A 17812-nucleotide genomic window follows, 5' to 3' on the forward strand; every position below is an offset into this window, starting at 1 on the left:
CCTACCTTTTAATCTCCTGATTAGTTCAATCCCTGCATTTTTGGTAATATAAAGCCTTGTATTTAGCTATCCTCGGAAGACCTGGACTTGCTGCCGCTATAAAAGCCAGGTGTCACGTTTAGCTCCTCTATCTATGTTTCAATAAACTTCTCTACCATTTTCTTCCATTTTTGTCTTTAAATAAGCCAGCTTAAGTTTTTGTTTGAAGACATCTGAAGCAAGTAAACCTCCTCTCAAAATCTATAAAGAATGTTTATATAAAGGTGTCAGAAAAATTTTTTAAGAAGCCGCTACCTCTCTATGATGTGTTATGAATTGCAAATAAGTGAATCAGAGTTTTTGCTTAATTAGATTAAATTTCTACTGCAAGCTAAAGGAGATGTCAAAATTAAAAAACGAGAAATCTAAATTTTTTGCAACTAGGGTAACAGGCTGAAGCAAGACACGAAGGAAAAGCTGCCAAGGAGGGGCCAATCTGCTCATGAAATATTTATCATTATGGCGATTAAAGAAAAGAGCCTTTCTTTTTTTTTACTTTCCATGAATGTGGGTAAGCGGTTGGGATTAGATAGATAGGCTTTTGTATTCTGCTTATCGCAAAGGCTTTTGACCGCTTTACTTTTTTACCTATGCCTGGGTACAAGATGCTAGGCATTAATCTAACTTTACTTCATCATTACCTTAAAAGCTCGATCATCTACTTAGGAAGTGACTCTCTAACTCGGCAATAATTGAGGAAGTATGGTAAAGGTTTTTCTTTCTTTTTGATTGGACTTAACCCATCTGAGAATAGGGTATGGCTGGGATATTAAAATTACGATATAAAATTTTCTAAACTGTAGTAACAAGCATCAAAATTCAGCCCATTCCTCTTCTAATTTAGCTTAAAGATCGTGCAGCCATAAACCTTTAAATGATACGTAAAGTTTTAAGTCCTTGTTTTTCCCGCTCATAAAACAGGCTTTTTTCAGATTAGAGCAAGGAGAAGCGTGCATTCGTCTAGTGCCAAGCTACCTTAGAGATCCTATAGGCCTGATTTAAACCAAGCTGTCATGTAGCTTATCACCTTTGATTAAGGCCATATTCCTTGTCTATAGGCAATTAGCTATTGCCTATAAGGAACCTTAGCTTGTTCTTTGCTTAACAAGGCAAATTTAGAGAGGAGTAAAGGGGTTTTCATCTTAGCAACTCATGAGATGGATACTACTGCTTTTTCTACTCATGAAGTGTCCAAGACATTTAAAGTTTGAGCAAAGAATAGAAAAAGGATTTAGATTCTTGAAAAGTCCTGCTCCTTTGTTTCTCTTTCTAAAAAAGCCAAAAAGAAGAGAAGCTCTTTTAATGGTAATGGCTCTATGCCTTTTAGGTTATTCTGCGCTTAAATATAAAATGCGAGAAAAATTTATACGAATTTGGAAGAAAGCCCTAGAATTATCTTTAAGATGCTTAGGGCTCCTTACCAAAAATTCTACTATTGTGAAGGGGGGACAAGAAATTGCGGATAAAAAAAGAGCCCTCAACTTAAATCTGAGGGCTCTTTAAAGGTAAAAAATTCTATTTTATACTAGGCTTTAGGCCGCAAAAGCCACAGGTCCTAAAGTAGTTAATCTAGTCAACTTCGCTTCTTGCTCTTCTTTATATGTCTCGTGCCTAAATGAATAGTAGAGACGAGCCATACCTACAGCAGAAGTAGCAAGCCAAGCAGCTCCTAAAGCAATGAAAAACGCAGGTGTATTGAGAGTAAGTGCAAAACCTACCAACCCCATGGCAATCGCTGCAATTTTAACTACATTGAAAGCAATAGAGAGCCAATCTTTTGTTTTACTTGCCTGATAATCTTTAACCAGCTGATCTCTTTCAACAATTCTTACTTTGCAATCAACCAGCTTCTTGTCTGCAATACTATCAAACAGAGTTACATGTGTTGAATGTAGACGCTGCTCATATTTGCTAACCAATTTTTCACGAAGGCTTAAGAATTTCTTGTCAAGATCATTTAAATACTCCTGCTCTAAAGCATCTGCCGGTGTTTTCTCAAATTTCTCTTTTCCAAATTTTGCTTTTAACTTGGCAGCTTTTTGTGTTTCATTTAAGTTCAAGAATTTAATCGCACGTTTTTTAATCTCCCACTTATTCAATCTAAGCTTTTCTATCTCGCTGGTTACATCGCTATTTTTTTTCTGTAGCGCTAAGGATGTGTCTACCAAGCTTAAAGAAGAGCTAATAATTCCTAGTGTATCTTTAATTACACGGAGGGGTGAAAGTAAGCTAAGTACCCTAAAGAAAGGAAGTCTATTTAGCTGGACTGATATTTTAGCCAAATTCAACAGTCCCATGTTTACCAAAAACTGCCCTGTTCCAATTCCTCTAGAAACGCTTCCAAAAGCCTTGCTAGCAACTTTCCAAGAAGAATCTTTGTGCCAGCCTTTAGTGACCCAGTATTTAGCATCGCCAAAAATTCCTCCCACATCTAAAACAGTATCTACTACATCAAAATGATTGTAGAGATTGTTAAAACCAGGCGTTTGTGCTTTAAAAGCATACTTAGCAAAATAAATGGAAGATTTTGCTAGCTTGCAAACTGATTGAATACTCTCAGAAGTGGAAAAAGAATAAGCATAAAAAGCTACAATATGCCTTACAGCATGGCTAAAATTTTCAAACACTTTCTTAGCGCAATTAGTAATTTTATTGCGAGAAGAAGATGCTAAATTATTTGCAGGCTTATGCTGAGAAGCAGGAGCTTGCTCAACAGTAACAGTATGCCCATCTAGCTGACCGTGGATAAAATCTTCCTCTTCTCCGTAGTATGGCTCTGTTGGCGGGACGCCTTGTGTGGATGACAATGTATTCATAATTATTTTCCTTGTTTAGGGTTTATTATTAACATTTTATTTATGCTATCCTCAGCTTATGAAATTATCCAACTGCCTGCAGCTGGTCTTTTGCTCTGGAGATTTACAAGGCGATAGTTATAAATCGCTTCCAAGAGAAAAGCTGCCAATCCGCAGCCTGCTGCTGCACAACCCATTGCTGCTATGCCAGGTACTGCTATATATCCTGTGGTAGCTAAAATCTTTAAATTAATCTCAGCTATATAAGAAGCCAAACTTATTATACTTAAAACTATTTTGTAGGTTTGCTTGGTGTCCACAACATTAGCTAAGTGTTTAACTTCATTAACAGATAGGCATAAAATCGCCATTGCCTCAATTCCTTGTAAACCTATTACTAAGGAGATTTTTGCAAACATTGGACTCATTCTTCCTAAGCAATTCGTAAGGCAAGTAAAAAGCATTGTGTTAGAGTTTACTAACCTAGAAAAATTTTTACCTATCGTTGCTTTTATCTTTAACAGGTTAATGAGTGCTAATTCATCCAGCCAAAAAAATAGGCCTCCTATATCAGCTACCAAAGAACCTATACTTGCAAATAGAGACCATTTGTTGAAAACCTTTTTATTTTTACTGTTTTTCTCTATCTCACAGTATCGCTTATTAACTAAATCATTCGCATCTATAGCCAGATCACCTAAGGTTAGTAGGCTATCAGTGGCGCTAAGAGCTCCTAATAAGCGTGCCCCTTGATAAGTATTACCCCTTATACAAGCTAATCCTGTCAGCAAATGAATGCTCAATTTGAAAACTTTTCCAAAAAATGAGCGTTCAGCAAAAACTTGAGCAATTACTCGAAAAAGATCGATAAAAAAAACCTTTAATTCAAACCAAGTAGATTTTATATCGTACCCTAGCAAAGTATCTTTTGCTACGGAAGAGTCAGGAGAAGGCAAAAATGTTAAGTTTAAGGTTGCGCTATTTATTGCTTGCATCCTTTTCTCTCATGAAAAACCTATTAAGAATCCCCACTATACCAAGCTTTTTTATTTACCTAAAGAGAAAATAAATTTTAATGCAAAAAAGTACAATAACTAGAGCATAAACAATTGAAATAAACATTAAAAACCAATAGGTATTTTAAAACAAAAGATTATAATATATAGTTAATAAATTATATAAATGGCGATCGTCATAAAAACAAATACTAAAAGTATGTTTTTCTTATTACTCATCCTTTAAGCCTGCCTTAGGATAAGCTAAGAACCCTTTTCCCTTACCTATTGACTTTGTTTTCATTGAGAAAAAAAGCTATAAAAAGACAGATGACCTAATCGAAAATTATCGTTTATTAGAAGTAAATCTTTTCTTACAAAGCGCAAGGAAGAAGAAATAGGGCTTATAAAGACATGCAGATCATTTCTAAAGAGACCTCTCCGCAAGAACAACTTTTTTTTATTAAAAAAATTCTCCGCAAGATCAAGGGTCAGCGAATAAAAAGCCTACAAAAGAAGCAGGTACCGCTTTTAGCAATAATAGAAGGGATGGCTTTAAATTATTTACAGTAAGTAAAGCCCTTTCGACAACTAGCTACTAAAGGGTAGCTGCTAATCGAAGGATAGAAGTATAAAAAGAGTCCAACGCGCGCCAAAATAAGGATTAACTTATTCATCTTAAAGGCCTTTTTCACCTTAAAAGCTCCATGCAATGAGGCGGGTTATATGATTAAATTTAGCTTATATAATTATTTCTAATTTTTTAAATCCTAAAATCCATCTTTTTATCCTTAGGAAAGCCGCGAATCAACTCTTCAGCAAGCATAGCTTTTTTACCCTCAAGCTGGAGTTCAAGAATGCGAAGGGCTCCTTGCCCACAAGCAACTATTAACTCTTCTTTATCAGTAGGCAATAAGGTCCCAGCTGGCCCTCCTTGATCGGCTAAAGGGAGGGTAGAATTAATTTTTAGGCGTTTTTTTTGCCCCCCTATATTCACATAGCACCAAGCACCTGGGTGAGGATACACGCCTCTAACAAGATTATGAATGGCCTTAGCTGAAGAACTCCAGTTAATCTCACCATCCTCCAATTCTATTTTTGGAGCAAACGTTGCCTGAGAATGGTCTTGCTCAACATGCTCCACACTACCTTGCTCAAACTGATCAAGCACTTCTACCAAAGCTTTGCCTCCAGCCTCGCACAGTAGACGTTCCAGCTCCCCATAGGTAGTATTGGGACCAATAGGGACTTTGACCATTTTAATAATATCCCCAGCATCCATTTTCCTTACCATATACATAATGGTAATACCTGTTTCGTTTTCTCCATTGATGATACTATGTTGGATAGGGGCGGCTCCGCGATATTTTGGTAGCAAGCTTGCATGAACGTTGATGCAGCCTTTAGAGGGTATGTCCAGAACATGTTGCTTAATAATCTCACCATAAGCAACGACTACAAATAAATCAGCCTGATAGGCTTGTAAAATCTCAGCAAATTCAGGAGCAGAAACTAATGCAGGTTGATGAATAGGTAGAGGAGGATTTTGCAATTGAGCAATACGTTTGACAGGTGTGGGCACCAAATCGCTTGAACGCCCTTTAGGCCTGTCCGGTTTAGTCACTACTGCACAAATGCGGATCTTATGATTGAGAAGATGCTGAAGGATATCTGCTGCAAACTGAGGAGTCCCAAAATATACAATTTTCATCAATACCTCTTAAAAAAAGCTGGAGACGCTTGCGGCTATTTTTTTCTAAAGCAGCCCACTCTCAAAGGAATTTATCTTTCAATTTTAGCTGTAATCTCAGCTTCAGCCTCTTTTTCAGCTTGAGCTACCTCATCATCAAAATTTGTGATCCCCTCCAATCCTAATAAACCACGCTTAGAGGAACGACAAAACTCCACAAAATGAAGAATTTCTGGAAGAGGCTCAAGTTCTCTTTCAATTTGAAGCAGCGCTTCTTCAAGACATGCTTTAGAACGGTAAACTATTTTAAAAGCTTTTCCGAGTTCTTGGCGAATCTTTAAAGAAAAACCATGCCTTTTTAACCCCACAATATTGATTCCACCAAATTTGTAAGGAATGCCTGCTCCTATCGTATAAGGAGGAACATCCCGAGTAATACGGCTCATTCCCCCGACCATTGCATATTTACCGATCCTAGAAAATTGATGAACGGGTACAAAACCGCTAATAATAGCACAGTCTTCTACAATCACATGACCTGCAAGAGTAGCATTGTTACTCATAATCACTCGATTACCTACTAGGCAATTGTGGGCAATATGGCAATAAGCCATAATCAAGCAATCATCCCCTACCTCTACCGAGGTATTTTCTCCACAAGAGGAATTAATTGTCACAAACTCACGTATTTGACAATTTTTACCAATCTTAACAAAGGTGGTTTCACCTTTATATTTTAGATCCTGTGTTTGAGTGCCAATGCTTGCAAAGGGATAGATAGTGGTCCCTGCGCCAATAATCGTATGGCCGTCAATATAAGCATGAGACTTAATCGTTACACCATCTTCTAACTTTACATGAGCTTTAATAATCGCAAAGGGCTCTACTGTAACTTTATCTCCAATAATAGCTCCCGGTTCAATTACGGCGGTAGGATGTATGTTCGATTTTTTCATATTCTATTTACTCAAAATAATTTTATAAAAGCTTTCTACCCTATTATAGCTGACTTTTGTCCACTAGCGCAAAACCGATTTCAGCTTCTGCAGTAATTTTATCATTCACTGTAGCCGTCGCTTGCATCCGTCCTGCTTTGGAACTTACATGAATACCTTCTACCCTGAGCATTAAGACATCCCCTGGCTTAGCTGGATTGCGAAATTTAGCATTATTGACAGTCAAAAGCACAGCTATCTTGTCATGATAGCCTTTCATATGAATCAATATACCACCCAATTGCGCTAACGCTTCTACCATAAGTACACCTGGCATAATAGGAGTATCCGGAAAATGACCTTGAAAAAAAGCTTCATTAAAAGTCAGGTTTTTCTGTCCTACGATTAACCCCTGCTCTAAATTGATATCAAGAACTCGATCTACCAGCAAAAAGGGAAAGCGGTGAGGCAAGATTTCTGCTATTTGTTTAATATCAAGTGATTTTGGATAATCAGCTACATGAACTTCCATTAAGCACACTCCGTAATAGAGTTTAATAATTCTTTTGCAAAAGCGCAGTTAGATGCATGACCTGCCCTAAGAGCAATTACGTGCGCCTCAAATTCAATTCCTACCAGAGACAGGTCTCCAATCATATCTAAAATTTTATGCCTTACCATCTCATCGGGAAAGAAAAGCCCCCCTTTACTAAAAGCTGCTTCTTCATGAATAATTACGGCATTATCCAAGCTAGCGCCCTTAGCTAAGCCGTGATCCAATAGATAAGCCACTTCTTTATAAAGAGCGAAGGTACGACAGGAAGCAATTTCATGCTTAAAATTGTAACTATTTACCTCTAATGAATAAAATTGGCAATTTAAAAGCTTAGAATGTGGATAATTCAAGGTATAACTGATCCGGTATCCATCATAAGGAAAAGCCATAATATATGTATCTTCTTGATTCCAATGAATAGGACTTTGGATTTTAATCACAGGCTTTTGTTCCGCTTGCTCAAGGATCCCGACTTCTTCGATCATATTCACGAAAGCATCGGAACTTCCATTAGCAGCAGGCGGCTCAATCCCTTTAATTTCAATACATAAGTTATCAATATTATTGGCTCGCACAGCGGCCAGAACGTGCTCAATGGTATGAATTACCACGTTGTTAATTCCTATGGAGGTGCTACGACTTGTTTCATAGACATAATTAACAGAAGCTGGAATCCTCGGTCGATCCGGCAAATCTACTCGACAAAATGTAATACCAGCATTTTCTGGAGCAGGCACAAAGGTAATTTGTACTTCTTTTCCAGTATGAATACCAATGCCTGAGAATGAAATAGAATTTTTTAAGGTTCGCTGCTGACGATATTTTGATATCAAGTTTTGTTTTAAACCAATCACAATTCAGCTCTCTTACGCAATGGAAATGAATGAATTAAGGAACAGGAGGATTCTACTTTAACTTGCAATTTTTAGCAAGTAAAAGCTACTTTCCATTCTAAACCTTCAATAAACAGAAAACTTTAAAGTTTTTTGCTAGATAATCTTAAGCATTGCTTATTTAAAAGTAAGGCAATACCTTATAGATCTCTTCTAGGAGTTAATAAGGCTATTAAGCTGGGTGATCTAATTTTCTTTGAGTCACCCCGAGCAAAGAATTTCTCCTGCCGGCATCTTAGGAGATGGGCAATTTATTCATTTAACAGTAAGAAAGTGCCAACCCTAGATCAAAATCAGTAATTTGTCTGCATCTGCATGATCGAGCCCTAATGAAACCTCTAATCTTTATCCAATTATTCGATAATGGAAATAAAGGACATTTCAGCCGGTAACCCAACTCCTCTTACAGGCTACCTCATATAGCATTCGCTTACCTAAAGAGTTTAAAGTCTAGTAGACGCTGAAAATCCCGTGGGAAGTTTCTAAACCTGCCTCTTCTGCTAGCTGCCAAGCATTTTTATATTCTACTTTGCTTGCAACTCCTTAATGTTAGTGCAAAACTACTGGCCTAACTTTTTTCCGAACAAAAAAAAGACTCCAGATTAAACCTGGCTTTTCTTTAGTGTCTTAAGGTTTGATCCATTGCCTTCAATTCCCTACCCTCGCTCTCCTTATAACAACTGACAAAATAAACTAGCATATTTTCTATTGATTACCCATGTAGTTTAGGTTTATAAGAGATGATTCAATTAATTGGGGTTATAATTTTTAAGTAAAACTATCGACGAAAAAAGGAAGCTCCACCTATACCTACAATACATAGGAAGACAATAAGATAATCACCCGTTATAGAATAAAGAGTTTTGTAGGAAAAAAGCGGAACTTGCAGGTAAAGAGCGCCAGGCTTCCAAATTTTTTCATAGTAAGTATTCCCAAGGATTTTTATCTCGCGTCCAAACGCATCGAAACCGCCGGTAATTCCTGTATTACAAGCACGAATGAGAGGAATGCCGTTTTCTGTTGTTCTCAAGCGAGCATGATCACAGTGCTGCTGTGCTACCGTTGGATACCATACATCACTGGTTAAGTTAACGATTAATTCAGCTCCCTTCAGTCGATTTTCACGCATTAAATGTCCAAATGTTTCCTCATAGCAAATAGATGCTCCAAAAGGAGCATAAGCAGGAAAAATCTTGGCTTCTTTACCAGGAGTAAAAGAACCGGTAATGCCATAAGCGGCAGCCAAGGAACGGCAAAAGGAAAAAGGGATATACTCACCCATAGGAACTAAGACACGCTTATCATATCGTTTAAAAGGAAGCCTAAATTGTTGATAGGAAGAGGGCTCAACAAACTGTGCAGAACTATAATATTCTCTATGCCCGTCAAAAAAGTCCTCCACGTCCTCCATTCCTGATAAGACAGGGGCATTAAAGATATTAGCCAATCCTTGTAGCCAATAGCCATTCGTAACCATCCAAATAGATCCTTTTTCAGTCATACATTTTGAAGCTAAGGGCTCTTGCAATAAAGGAAGAGCAGAATATGCCTTTTCTCCAAAAACCTCGAGAAAAATTTTCTTAACGTTTTTGTAGGAGTAAACAGGTGTATAGGTAGTGAAAGGCACAATAAACTCGGGTAAAGCAATTAAGTGGATATTCTTTCCTAAATGCTCTTTGCAAAGCATCAAAATTTGCTGCCACTCTGCTTCCACATATTTCACGTAGGAAGCTGTATTATGAAAGAGCATGTTTTCCTCCGTAGGGAATACAGGCTGAACAAGAACGGCGTTAAAAGTGTCTTTTATAGCTGCAGGATCGTGCATCTTTAACTGAATAAATCCAAACATAAAAGGAAATGCGGCAAAGACAAGCCAGCAGAGCATATGCCTATAAAGCGGCCAGGCAAGCCATGCTTTTAATGCTAGTAAGTTTACCCCCAGAACCCAAAAAGACATGCCAAAAGCTCCTCCCAGGGAAGCACTTTGAAGAGTGTATAAATTTGCGCTTAAACTAAGTCCAATAGGATTGAAAGCAATTCCTGATAAAATAAATAAACGTGACCATTCAAGAAGAGTCCAGCAACTACACAGCAGTACTATTCGATTATAACTGGTTATGCGCTGCGAGCATGCTAGCCATCCAATAAAACCAAATTGCAAACCAAAGATTAAAGCCAGCAAAACATATACAGCGATGATGTAGAGATATGGATGAGATAGGAACCAGGAAAACTGGATAAGTTGAACCATTGCAAACCAAGCGGTCGCCACAAAAAACCGTTGCCTGCGACTAGGAAAAGAAGCTAAAGCACGAAAAAATAAGGCAAAACCCATAACTGAAGCCATAAAAGAAGCTGCATGGCTCCAATAAGGCTGGCCGAAGGCGACAATTATCAAAGAAAGTATAATACAAGTAAATGTTTGTAAGCGGCTAAGCGGCATAAATTTTAAACTAGGTTAAGGTTAAGCCTAAAAGATTTTTAGCGGGTGGCGGCTTTATTTAATGTTCAGGGCAATTTTTCGTACTTTTTGCCATCAGTTTGCAAAAAAAATAGCTAGAGAGGCTTTTTTTTATAAATACAATCACAAAAAGCAAAAGATAGAGCCCCTGGGAAATTAAATAAACTTAAAAAAACTTTAGATGATTAAATCTTGCGGCTTAAATAAATATTAAAGCAATTAAATGTTCATTCCCCTCTTTTATCCCAACCATCTTTCGGGGCCCAGAGATAATTTTCAGCAAATTATTTGTAGCCTTTAGGACCTTAAAAAACATACAAAATTTCAGCTTTCCCTAGAATACGCAGAGAAAGAACTTAATTATATTTAACAATAGGAAGGCCGTTAAAAACTAGCTTTTAGTTAACATAACTAGCGCAGAAGAAGCATTCCTTTTTTTTATGGACAACCGTATTCTTGTTGACAAGCCGCTTACGTAGGTAAAAAACAAAGCTTTTTTACAACCTACCGGGCAAAAAGCTAGCTAATCGTAAGAGATCCTAGCAAGGCCATGCACTTTGCGCCGCTTCTATAAATTTTATTATCTTTTCAGACAGCAAAGATAGAGAAATTACGTAAGGGGCACTAACTTTTCAATTACCCTTCCAAATAGGAAGGAAACATGTGTGCATTTTTCTTCCTTGCCGCTTTATAAAGATTTAGCTTATAATTTTTTAAAATTATTAAATACAGATAAAATATACTTTAAAAGATTAACCTTTTTCCACTTTTTTATATAGCCTTGTTTTATGAAACAATCTTTTCGTGCTTATCATCTTCTTCAGCTCCTTAGTACATATGACGAGCAAAACCTTCCTTTAGATGCCTTTATAAATAGCTATTTCCGCTCTCATAAAGCTCTGGGCTCTAAAGACCGCGCCTTTATTGCTGAAAACGCCTATTTTTTAATTCGATGGATACGCCTTATCGATTATTTAATTCAAGAGTCTCCTGACTGGAACAAACGCGTGGCTCTATTGCCTTACTTTGACTGGCAAAGCCATCAAAATAATCCAAGCATTCCTGCCGCTATAAGAGTTAGCTTCCCAGATTCACTTTATAATATTTTAGTAGAAAGTTACGGGGCTTTGCGAGCTTCAGAATTATGCCTTGTAAGCAATACTCCTGCCCCGACGACTATAAGAGCAAACACCCTTAAGGCTACCCGTGATAAACTTTTAGAGCTCTTGCAAGATAAATATGAGGTTAGCTCCTGTTTGGCTTCTTCCCATGCTATTAATTTTCTTCAAAGGATTAACTTCCTTGCGATTCCAGAGTTTCAAGCCGGCCTATTTGAAGTGCAGGATGAAGGAAGCCAACTCCTTGCCAATCTTGTGCAATGCCAGCCAGGTCAGCTAGTGATGGATTTTTGTGCAGGCTCTGGCGGTAAAACCTTAGCCTTGGCTCCTTCCATGCAAAATAAAGGACAAATTTTCTTACATGATATACGTTCTTATGCCTTGCAACAAGCAAAAAAACGTTTGAAGCGCGCAGGCATCCACAATGGACAAATTATGCAAGCCAACGATCCCAAACTTAAAAAATTAAAGAAAAAAATGGATTGGGTGCTGGTGGATGCGCCTTGCTCGGGAACAGGCACGCTACGTCGCAATCCTGATATGAAATGGAGATTTGAAATAGAAGGGCTAAAGATGCTGATAGGCCAGCAAAGAACAATTTTTGAAAAAGCTCTCAGTTTTATGAAACCGGACGGCCGTATTATTTATGGAACGTGTAGCCTCTTATCCCAAGAAAACGAATATCAACTTAAACACTTCATTAAGAGCTATCATTTAAAGGTAGAAAATCAAATATTTCAATCTTTTCCATCGCTTGGAGGAATGGATGGCTTTTTTGGAGTTGTTTTGAAGTTTTAAATCGTTTATAGTGATAGCCGTTGGCCATCTAACAAGCCTTTTTTCTGCAGCTAAGATCTTCTAGATGGCATAGATGATAGAATTAATCCTCACTAATTACCAACCCCCTTTTAAATCATGAAGAAACAAAAAATTTTATTTTTTTCTGCGCTAATCTATGGTTGTCTTGCCGCTCTTTTACAAGCTGAGGGAAACGCTGCTTTTTTAGGCAAAGAAGATAGCTCGGCTTTAGTGGTAAATAATCGTATTTTAGCCAAGGTGAATGGCACAGCTATTTCTGTTTTAGATGTAATGAAAAAAATGGATGTTCTTTTCTATCGTGAATTTCCTGATTACACCTCCTCTACTCAAGCACGCTATCAATTTTACAAAGTTAATTGGAAGCATGTGCTAGATGAATTGGTTAATAAAGAATTAGTATTAGCTGATGCTAGCGAGAATAAACTTCTTGTAAGCAACGGTGATATTCGCCAAGAAATGGAGAGCCTATTTGGGCCTCATATTATCAACAATTTGGATAAAATTGGTCTATCGTATGAAGAAGCACAAAAAATTGTCCAGGGAGACATTACTATCCGCAGGATGATTTACTTAAGAGTAAATGCCAAAGCATTAAAAAAAGTAACGCCTCAAGCTGTTCGTTTAGCGTACGAGGAGTTTGCTAACGATCCTGCCAACCTCAAACCAAATACTTGGCAATATAATGTTATCTCTATCCGTGATCCCGATGCAGCTAGAAGCGCTGAAGCTGCTCATTTAACTTACCAGGCATTGAACGAGCATATAGCGTTGGAAAAATTATCGACTTACGTTAAGGCAAACTCTCATTTTGACAACACACAAATTAATGTCTCTGAAGAATACACTTTACCAGAAAAAGACATCTCGGAAGCCTATAAAGCCATTTTAACAAAGCTGACACCCCATTCACATAGCCAGCCAATTGCTCAAAAAAATCGAGCAGATAAAAACAGCTCTTTTTTTCGTATTTTTGTGCTTAAAAATTGGATAAAAGGTGGAACTCCTACCTTTAAAGAGGTAGAACTCAAAATTAAAGATAGGCTTATAGAGGAAGCTATTGCTCAAGAGACTGAAGCTTACCTAAAAAATATTCGCAAACGTTTCTCTGTACAAGATTTTTATACCCCTAAAACTGATCAAGCTGCTTTTGAACCTTTTATACTAAGCTCTAAAATTTAGCTTTAGCATAATTATCCTGGAATGCTTGCGACCTACAAAGCAAACAGATCTGCCTATTTTGAAAATCTGTTACGTTTCAATAGAGAAGGAAAATTTAAAATTATGCCTATATATCGCCCTAGTGAACTGCATCATTTCCTAAATAATTTGGGCGTAAGTCCTAAAAAGGGTCTTTCTCAAAACTTTCTTATCGATGGAAACATTACTCGCAAAATTGTGGCTTACGCGGCTCTCTCCCCTCATGATCTAGTCGTAGAAATTGGTCCAGGGCCAGGCTGTCTCTCAGAAGAAATAATAAAGCATGGCTCTCAATTATTAACGATAGAAAAAGATCCTGTAATGGCTCAAGCCTTGCAGCGCTTACAAACAGAGTCAAATAGATTGGAAATATTTTGTGAAGATGTATTGGAATTCCCTTTGAGGGAAAAATTACTGGAAATTTTAAAACCGGGGCAAAAAGCTATTATTGTGGGCAATCTCCCTTATCATTTGACAACCCCTATCTTAATTCAACTGGTTAAGCTTTATCCCTACATTTCTAAGGTTGTAGTTATGGTTCAAGAAGAAGTGGCACGCCGATTTACAGCTCAGCCAGGCACAAGCGAATATAGTTCTTTTACCGTTTTCTTAAATTATTATTCTACTTCCCGCTATGCCTTCATGGTACGTAGAGCTTGTTTTCATCCTATTCCTAATGTAGATTCGGCAGTAGTCACTTTAGATCTACATCAGCCACCCTTCGTTGCTAACGAAGAGGATTTCTTTAAAATGACCCGCACAGCTTTTGGGCAAAGACGTAAAATGATGCGCACCTCATTAAAAGAGCTCTATTGCAGCCAGGCTGTCTCGCAAGCCCTGCTGCAAATTGGACGCGATGTAAAATCACGTCCTGAAGAGCTCTCTTTAGAAGATTTTATGCATCTATATCGAAAACTTAATAATAGCGTTTAGGAAAAGCTCTAGTTGGGTTAATGATTCCTACAAAGTAGCGTATTCTAGAGGCTCCAATAGTTAGGGGGCAAAGGGCTAAAGCAAGAAGGCAGTCTGTAAGTGCTAACGCCATTTCTCGCTCATCTTTCCAATCTTTAAGTGCAGGCTTTTTCTTGAGGAAGTCTTCTCCACGTTTTATAAGCATGTCCATCAACAACACAGCCGTCACGGCTATTTCGCCAGCTTTCTTAACTATTTTAAGAGGGACCGTCAGTGGAGAACACGCTAATTGAATACAACAGTAAAGTCTTCCTTTCCAGTTGGCCTGTTTATATGTACTAGGCACTCTTCTTCCAAAATCGTCTGTGAAAGGTTTTAAACTCTTAGCAGTTGCTGGAAATGGGTATACAAAACTCATAAAAAATCCTTTAAATTTTTGATGGAATAAATTACATTATTATTATTATTATTTCTAACTTATTTGGTAGGAAAAGCTTTAGCGGGGTTAATGATTCCTACAAAGTAGCGCATTCTAGAGGCTCCAATAGTTATGGGGCAAAGGGCTAAAGCAAGAAGGCAGTCTGTAAGTGCTAACACCACCTTTCGCTCTCCATCCCAATTTTTAGCCGTATGTTTTCTCTTGAGGGTCTGTTCTGCGCGTTTTATAATTGCGAGCATTAACACGGTAGCCAACCCTGCTATCTGGTTAACTCTGCTAACTATTTTAAGGGGTATCGTCAATGGAGAACATGCTAATTGAATACAACAGTAAAGTCTTCCTTTCCAGTTGGCCTGTTTATAAGTACTAGGTATCTTTTTTCCGAAATCGTTTCTAAAAGGCTTTAAGCTCTTATTAGTTACTGGAAATGTGTCTGGTAAATTCATAAAAAATCCTTTAAGTTTTTGATGGAACAAATTACATTATTATTATCATTATTTCTAACTTATTTGGTAGGAAAAGCGTTAGCAAGGTTAATGATTCCTGCAAATTAGCATATTCTAAGAGGCTACCCTATTATTTATTGGATAAAGAACCAAAGCAAGAAGATAGCCTGGAAGTATGAACATAATATCTAGGCCTTTATTTCAATCTTTAAGCATACGCTTTTTCTAAAGATCTCTCCTGCATTTGTTGTAATCATGTTCATTAGCATGGCAGCCAGCAGGGCTATCACGCTAACTCTCTTACCTATTTTAAATGGTCTCGTCAATGGAGAACAGGCTAATTGAATACAGCAATAAAGTCTTCCTTTCCATTTGGCCTGTTTACAAATCCTAGGTACCCTTCTTCCAAGATTAGTTTTCAAAGATTTAAGCTATGAAAGGTACTAGGTATAAGGAAACCCGTGCTCACAACTTATAGTTGGTCCTTAATCTTATAAATTAAAAGAGTACATTCTCATTCATTTTCTCATTATTAGCAAGAAAAGTTTTTTTCTTTTTATAAGTAACTTTATTTATCTCTTTAATAAATTTCATTAAAACTAAAGATCTATTCCTTTGTAATTTTAAAGATACTTTTTAACCATTCCATCCAGGTTTGTTGAACCTCATGTTCAGCATACAGGGCTACTTTTTCGACCTGCTGGCCATTAACTTGCAAGTAAACTTCGCCGACTTGTTGCCCTTGCACAATAGGTAATTTTAATGAATGCCATTGCAGATAGCATTTTACTACAGGTTCTTCAGCAGGATAGTACTTAAGACTTAAGCTGGATTTTATAAAAGTTTTTAAAGGCCTGTCAGCACCTTTTAAAGAGTAGATGTATTTTTGAGGTCCTTTCTCAAGGATGATCATTTCCTCTTGTTCTTCATTAAATGCTGCTTCAAAAAGATGGATAGCATCTCGATAAATCTGCCCTCCCTCATTACACTTCATTAAGACCGCTAGCAACTCACGTCCATCCTTTTTTGCTGCTGCTACTAAAGTATGGCGTGCAATGGAAGTATAACCTGTTTTAACCCCAATTGCCTGAGGATAATAGTAGTCTCCTCTACGTAATAAACGATTCTTTTGCAAGATAACAACTGGTTCTTGTTTATTAGTTTTGGGACGAATAAATTTTGGTGCGGCAGCGAGTTCACGAAAGATAGAATTCTTCATGGCCTCGCGTGTGAGGAGAGCCATGTCATAAGGAGTAGTTTGATGTTTAGGGTGATGTAATCCATGAGGATTAGTAAAATGTGTATTTTGGCAACCTAAACTTTTGATAAATCCATTTAAACCATGCATAAACAGGGGAATATTTCCTGCCACATGTTGAGCCACTACATTCGCGGCATCATTGGCTGAAGCCACCATTATGCCGTATAAGAGTTCTTTCAAGGTAAACTTTTCGTCTTTTTTAATCCCTATATGGGTACTTGCATATTCAATCCAGTGAGAAGGAGTAGTATAATTAGATTTTTTCTTAGCTTGCTCAGAGATTGAAGCAATAGCTTCTGCATCTGCGGTCACAATTTCTGAAAGTTGATGGCCTTTTTGATCAAGAGCATAAAGAGTAGTAGCTATCTTAGTAATGCTAGCAGGATAGTTAAGAGTGTGAGCATTTTTTTCATATAAGATAGCTCCACTGGTTACATCAATTAAAATTGCCGCTTCTGATTCGACGCTCACCTCAAGCTTTTCTGCGCTAAGCGATCCTATTCCTAAAAAAAGCAAAAGTCCTAAGCACAATCTTTGCAAAAACATAGTCCTTCCTATTTTTCACTTAACTTGTTGCAAGTTAGTTCTATAAAAGCAGATTACCCGCTTATACCTTTAGCCTACCACCCCTTAAGAGCTTTCAGCTTTACAAATTTACACTCTTCTAATTCTAAATTCAAAGCCATTTTTCAACTTTTTTGATCCTTTTTATTAGGTTGGCCCGCCACTTGCTTAAGATAACACTTATTAAATAGACCCGTTCATCTGAATAGAAGTGCAAATTAAAATAAAATTTAGCTTCTATCCTTAATAGGGAGGAGTATGGCCATGCATAATTTAGCTCTAATAGAAGAAAAATTTAAAGAATTTTATAAAAACATTACCTTGGCTTCTTCTGAATTGCTTATTCCTGTTAACCTATCGCTTTTACATCATATGAAATTGCTTTACTTCCATTCCCCATGGAATAAAGATCAATCGCTTACACGTTACTTTCAATTGATAGAATCCAGCGGAAAACTTACTCTTATCAATGAAGATTTTGTCGTGTGGATAGTCCCTGAAAATGCTCATCAGATTCCTTTAACTTACACTGTAATTGCTTTAAATTATCCTGAAGGTCCTAAACTTGAACTGATATTTAGCGCAGCAGGTGTATATAATACTTCCCCTACTGTTTTACGAGTATTGGAAAAGTTTTTGTATGAGATTCAAGAAAACGAGGAATATTTAAAAAAAATTAGATAATATTCTTT

At 37.3% G+C, this 17812-nt stretch carries 14 protein-coding genes; 4 read left to right on the top strand and 10 right to left on the bottom strand.

Features of this window, described 5'->3' with window-relative positions:
• Positions 1 to 1571: 1571 nt before the first annotated feature.
• From TY21_RS05540 to lnt, 7 genes are all read right to left on the bottom strand, one after another.
• The gene (locus TY21_RS05540; RefSeq protein ID WP_042241359.1) at positions 1572 to 2855 is read right to left on the bottom strand and encodes a hypothetical protein; all 1284 of its coding nucleotides are present in this window, start codon (positions 2853 to 2855) and stop codon (positions 1572 to 1574) included.
• Between the two features lie 56 nt (positions 2856 to 2911).
• Positions 2912 to 3829 (bottom strand): hypothetical protein, encoded by a 918-nt coding sequence (locus tag TY21_RS05545; protein WP_042241354.1) that lies wholly within the window; start codon positions 3827 to 3829, stop codon positions 2912 to 2914.
• 763 nt (positions 3830 to 4592) lie between these two features.
• On the bottom strand, positions 4593 to 5540 hold the full coding sequence (gene fmt, locus TY21_RS05550) for a methionyl-tRNA formyltransferase (protein WP_042241351.1): 948 nt from the start codon (positions 5538 to 5540) through the stop codon (positions 4593 to 4595).
• A 71-nt stretch (positions 5541 to 5611) separates the two neighbouring features.
• Positions 5612 to 6475, bottom strand: coding sequence for an acyl-ACP--UDP-N-acetylglucosamine O-acyltransferase (gene lpxA / locus TY21_RS05555; protein WP_042241347.1), 864 nt, complete (start codon positions 6473 to 6475; stop codon positions 5612 to 5614).
• Between the two features lie 43 nt (positions 6476 to 6518).
• Positions 6519 to 6986, bottom strand: coding sequence for a 3-hydroxyacyl-ACP dehydratase FabZ (fabZ, locus tag TY21_RS05560; protein ID WP_042241341.1), 468 nt, complete (start codon positions 6984 to 6986; stop codon positions 6519 to 6521).
• Positions 6986 to 7864, bottom strand: a complete 879-nt coding sequence (gene lpxC, locus TY21_RS05565) for a UDP-3-O-acyl-N-acetylglucosamine deacetylase (RefSeq protein WP_052243801.1) — start codon at positions 7862 to 7864, stop codon at positions 6986 to 6988. Before lpxC ends, fabZ begins: the two co-directional genes overlap by 1 nt.
• A gap of 817 nt (positions 7865 to 8681) precedes the next feature.
• Positions 8682 to 10250 carry an apolipoprotein N-acyltransferase gene (gene lnt, locus TY21_RS05570; RefSeq protein WP_232044335.1) on the bottom strand — a complete coding sequence of 523 codons (1569 nt, stop codon included), beginning with the start codon at positions 10248 to 10250 and terminating at the stop codon, positions 8682 to 8684.
• A 902-nt stretch (positions 10251 to 11152) separates the two neighbouring features.
• Here lnt and TY21_RS05575 point away from each other — a divergent pair.
• The 3 genes from TY21_RS05575 to rsmA all read left to right on the top strand — a co-directional run bounded on the left by TY21_RS05575 (position 11153) and on the right by rsmA (position 14431).
• Positions 11153 to 12280, top strand: a complete 1128-nt coding sequence (locus TY21_RS05575; protein WP_042241331.1) for an RsmB/NOP family class I SAM-dependent RNA methyltransferase — start codon at positions 11153 to 11155, stop codon at positions 12278 to 12280.
• A gap of 117 nt (positions 12281 to 12397) precedes the next feature.
• A complete protein-coding gene (locus TY21_RS05580) occupies positions 12398 to 13480 on the top strand; it encodes a hypothetical protein (protein ID WP_052354533.1) in 1083 nt (360 codons plus the stop codon).
• A 102-nt stretch (positions 13481 to 13582) separates the two neighbouring features.
• Positions 13583 to 14431, top strand: coding sequence for a 16S rRNA (adenine(1518)-N(6)/adenine(1519)-N(6))-dimethyltransferase RsmA (gene rsmA, locus TY21_RS05585; RefSeq protein WP_042241397.1), 849 nt, complete (start codon positions 13583 to 13585; stop codon positions 14429 to 14431).
• Here the strand turns inward: rsmA and TY21_RS05590 are convergent.
• The 3 genes from TY21_RS05590 to TY21_RS05600 form a co-directional block, all read right to left on the bottom strand.
• The gene (locus tag TY21_RS05590; protein ID WP_130589573.1) at positions 14415 to 14756 is read right to left on the bottom strand and encodes a hypothetical protein; all 342 of its coding nucleotides are present in this window, start codon (positions 14754 to 14756) and stop codon (positions 14415 to 14417) included. The two genes, rsmA and TY21_RS05590, sit on opposite strands and share 17 nt — an antisense overlap.
• A 131-nt stretch (positions 14757 to 14887) precedes the next feature.
• Positions 14888 to 15295, bottom strand: a complete 408-nt coding sequence (locus TY21_RS05595) for a hypothetical protein (protein WP_042241325.1) — start codon at positions 15293 to 15295, stop codon at positions 14888 to 14890.
• A gap of 607 nt (positions 15296 to 15902) precedes the next feature.
• Complete coding sequence (locus TY21_RS05600; protein ID WP_052354532.1) at positions 15903 to 17102, bottom strand: D-alanyl-D-alanine carboxypeptidase family protein; 1200 nt, start codon at positions 17100 to 17102, stop codon at positions 15903 to 15905.
• A 282-nt stretch (positions 17103 to 17384) separates the two neighbouring features.
• On the opposite strand from TY21_RS05600, the gene TY21_RS05605 reads away from it, so the two are divergent.
• Positions 17385 to 17804 (top strand): hypothetical protein, encoded by a 420-nt coding sequence (locus tag TY21_RS05605; RefSeq protein ID WP_042241395.1) that lies wholly within the window; start codon positions 17385 to 17387, stop codon positions 17802 to 17804.
• Positions 17805 to 17812 lie beyond the last annotated feature (8 nt).

It is taken from the genome of Neochlamydia sp. S13, from assembly GCF_000648235.2.
GTDB lineage: Bacteria > Chlamydiota > Chlamydiia > Chlamydiales > Parachlamydiaceae > Neochlamydia.

Coding starts and splice junctions, on each gene's coding strand:
- lnt (WP_232044335.1), bottom strand. CDS start 10,250: ATGGCTTCAGTTATGGGTTTTGCCTTATTTTTTCGTGCTTTAGCTTCT.
- fmt (WP_042241351.1), bottom strand. CDS start 5,540: ATGAAAATTGTATATTTTGGGACTCCTCAGTTTGCAGCAGATATCCTT.
- TY21_RS05545 (WP_042241354.1), bottom strand. CDS start 3,829: ATGCAAGCAATAAATAGCGCAACCTTAAACTTAACATTTTTGCCTTCT.
- TY21_RS05580 (WP_052354533.1), top strand. CDS start 12,398: ATGAAGAAACAAAAAATTTTATTTTTTTCTGCGCTAATCTATGGTTGT.
- TY21_RS05575 (WP_042241331.1), top strand. CDS start 11,153: ATGAAACAATCTTTTCGTGCTTATCATCTTCTTCAGCTCCTTAGTACA.
- TY21_RS05595 (WP_042241325.1), bottom strand. CDS start 15,295: ATGAATTTACCAGACACATTTCCAGTAACTAATAAGAGCTTAAAGCCT.
- rsmA (WP_042241397.1), top strand. CDS start 13,583: ATGCCTATATATCGCCCTAGTGAACTGCATCATTTCCTAAATAATTTG.
- TY21_RS05540 (WP_042241359.1), bottom strand. CDS start 2,855: ATGAATACATTGTCATCCACACAAGGCGTCCCGCCAACAGAGCCATAC.
- fabZ (WP_042241341.1), bottom strand. CDS start 6,986: ATGGAAGTTCATGTAGCTGATTATCCAAAATCACTTGATATTAAACAA.
- TY21_RS05600 (WP_052354532.1), bottom strand. CDS start 17,102: ATGTTTTTGCAAAGATTGTGCTTAGGACTTTTGCTTTTTTTAGGAATA.
- lpxA (WP_042241347.1), bottom strand. CDS start 6,475: ATGAAAAAATCGAACATACATCCTACCGCCGTAATTGAACCGGGAGCT.
- TY21_RS05605 (WP_042241395.1), top strand. CDS start 17,385: ATGCATAATTTAGCTCTAATAGAAGAAAAATTTAAAGAATTTTATAAA.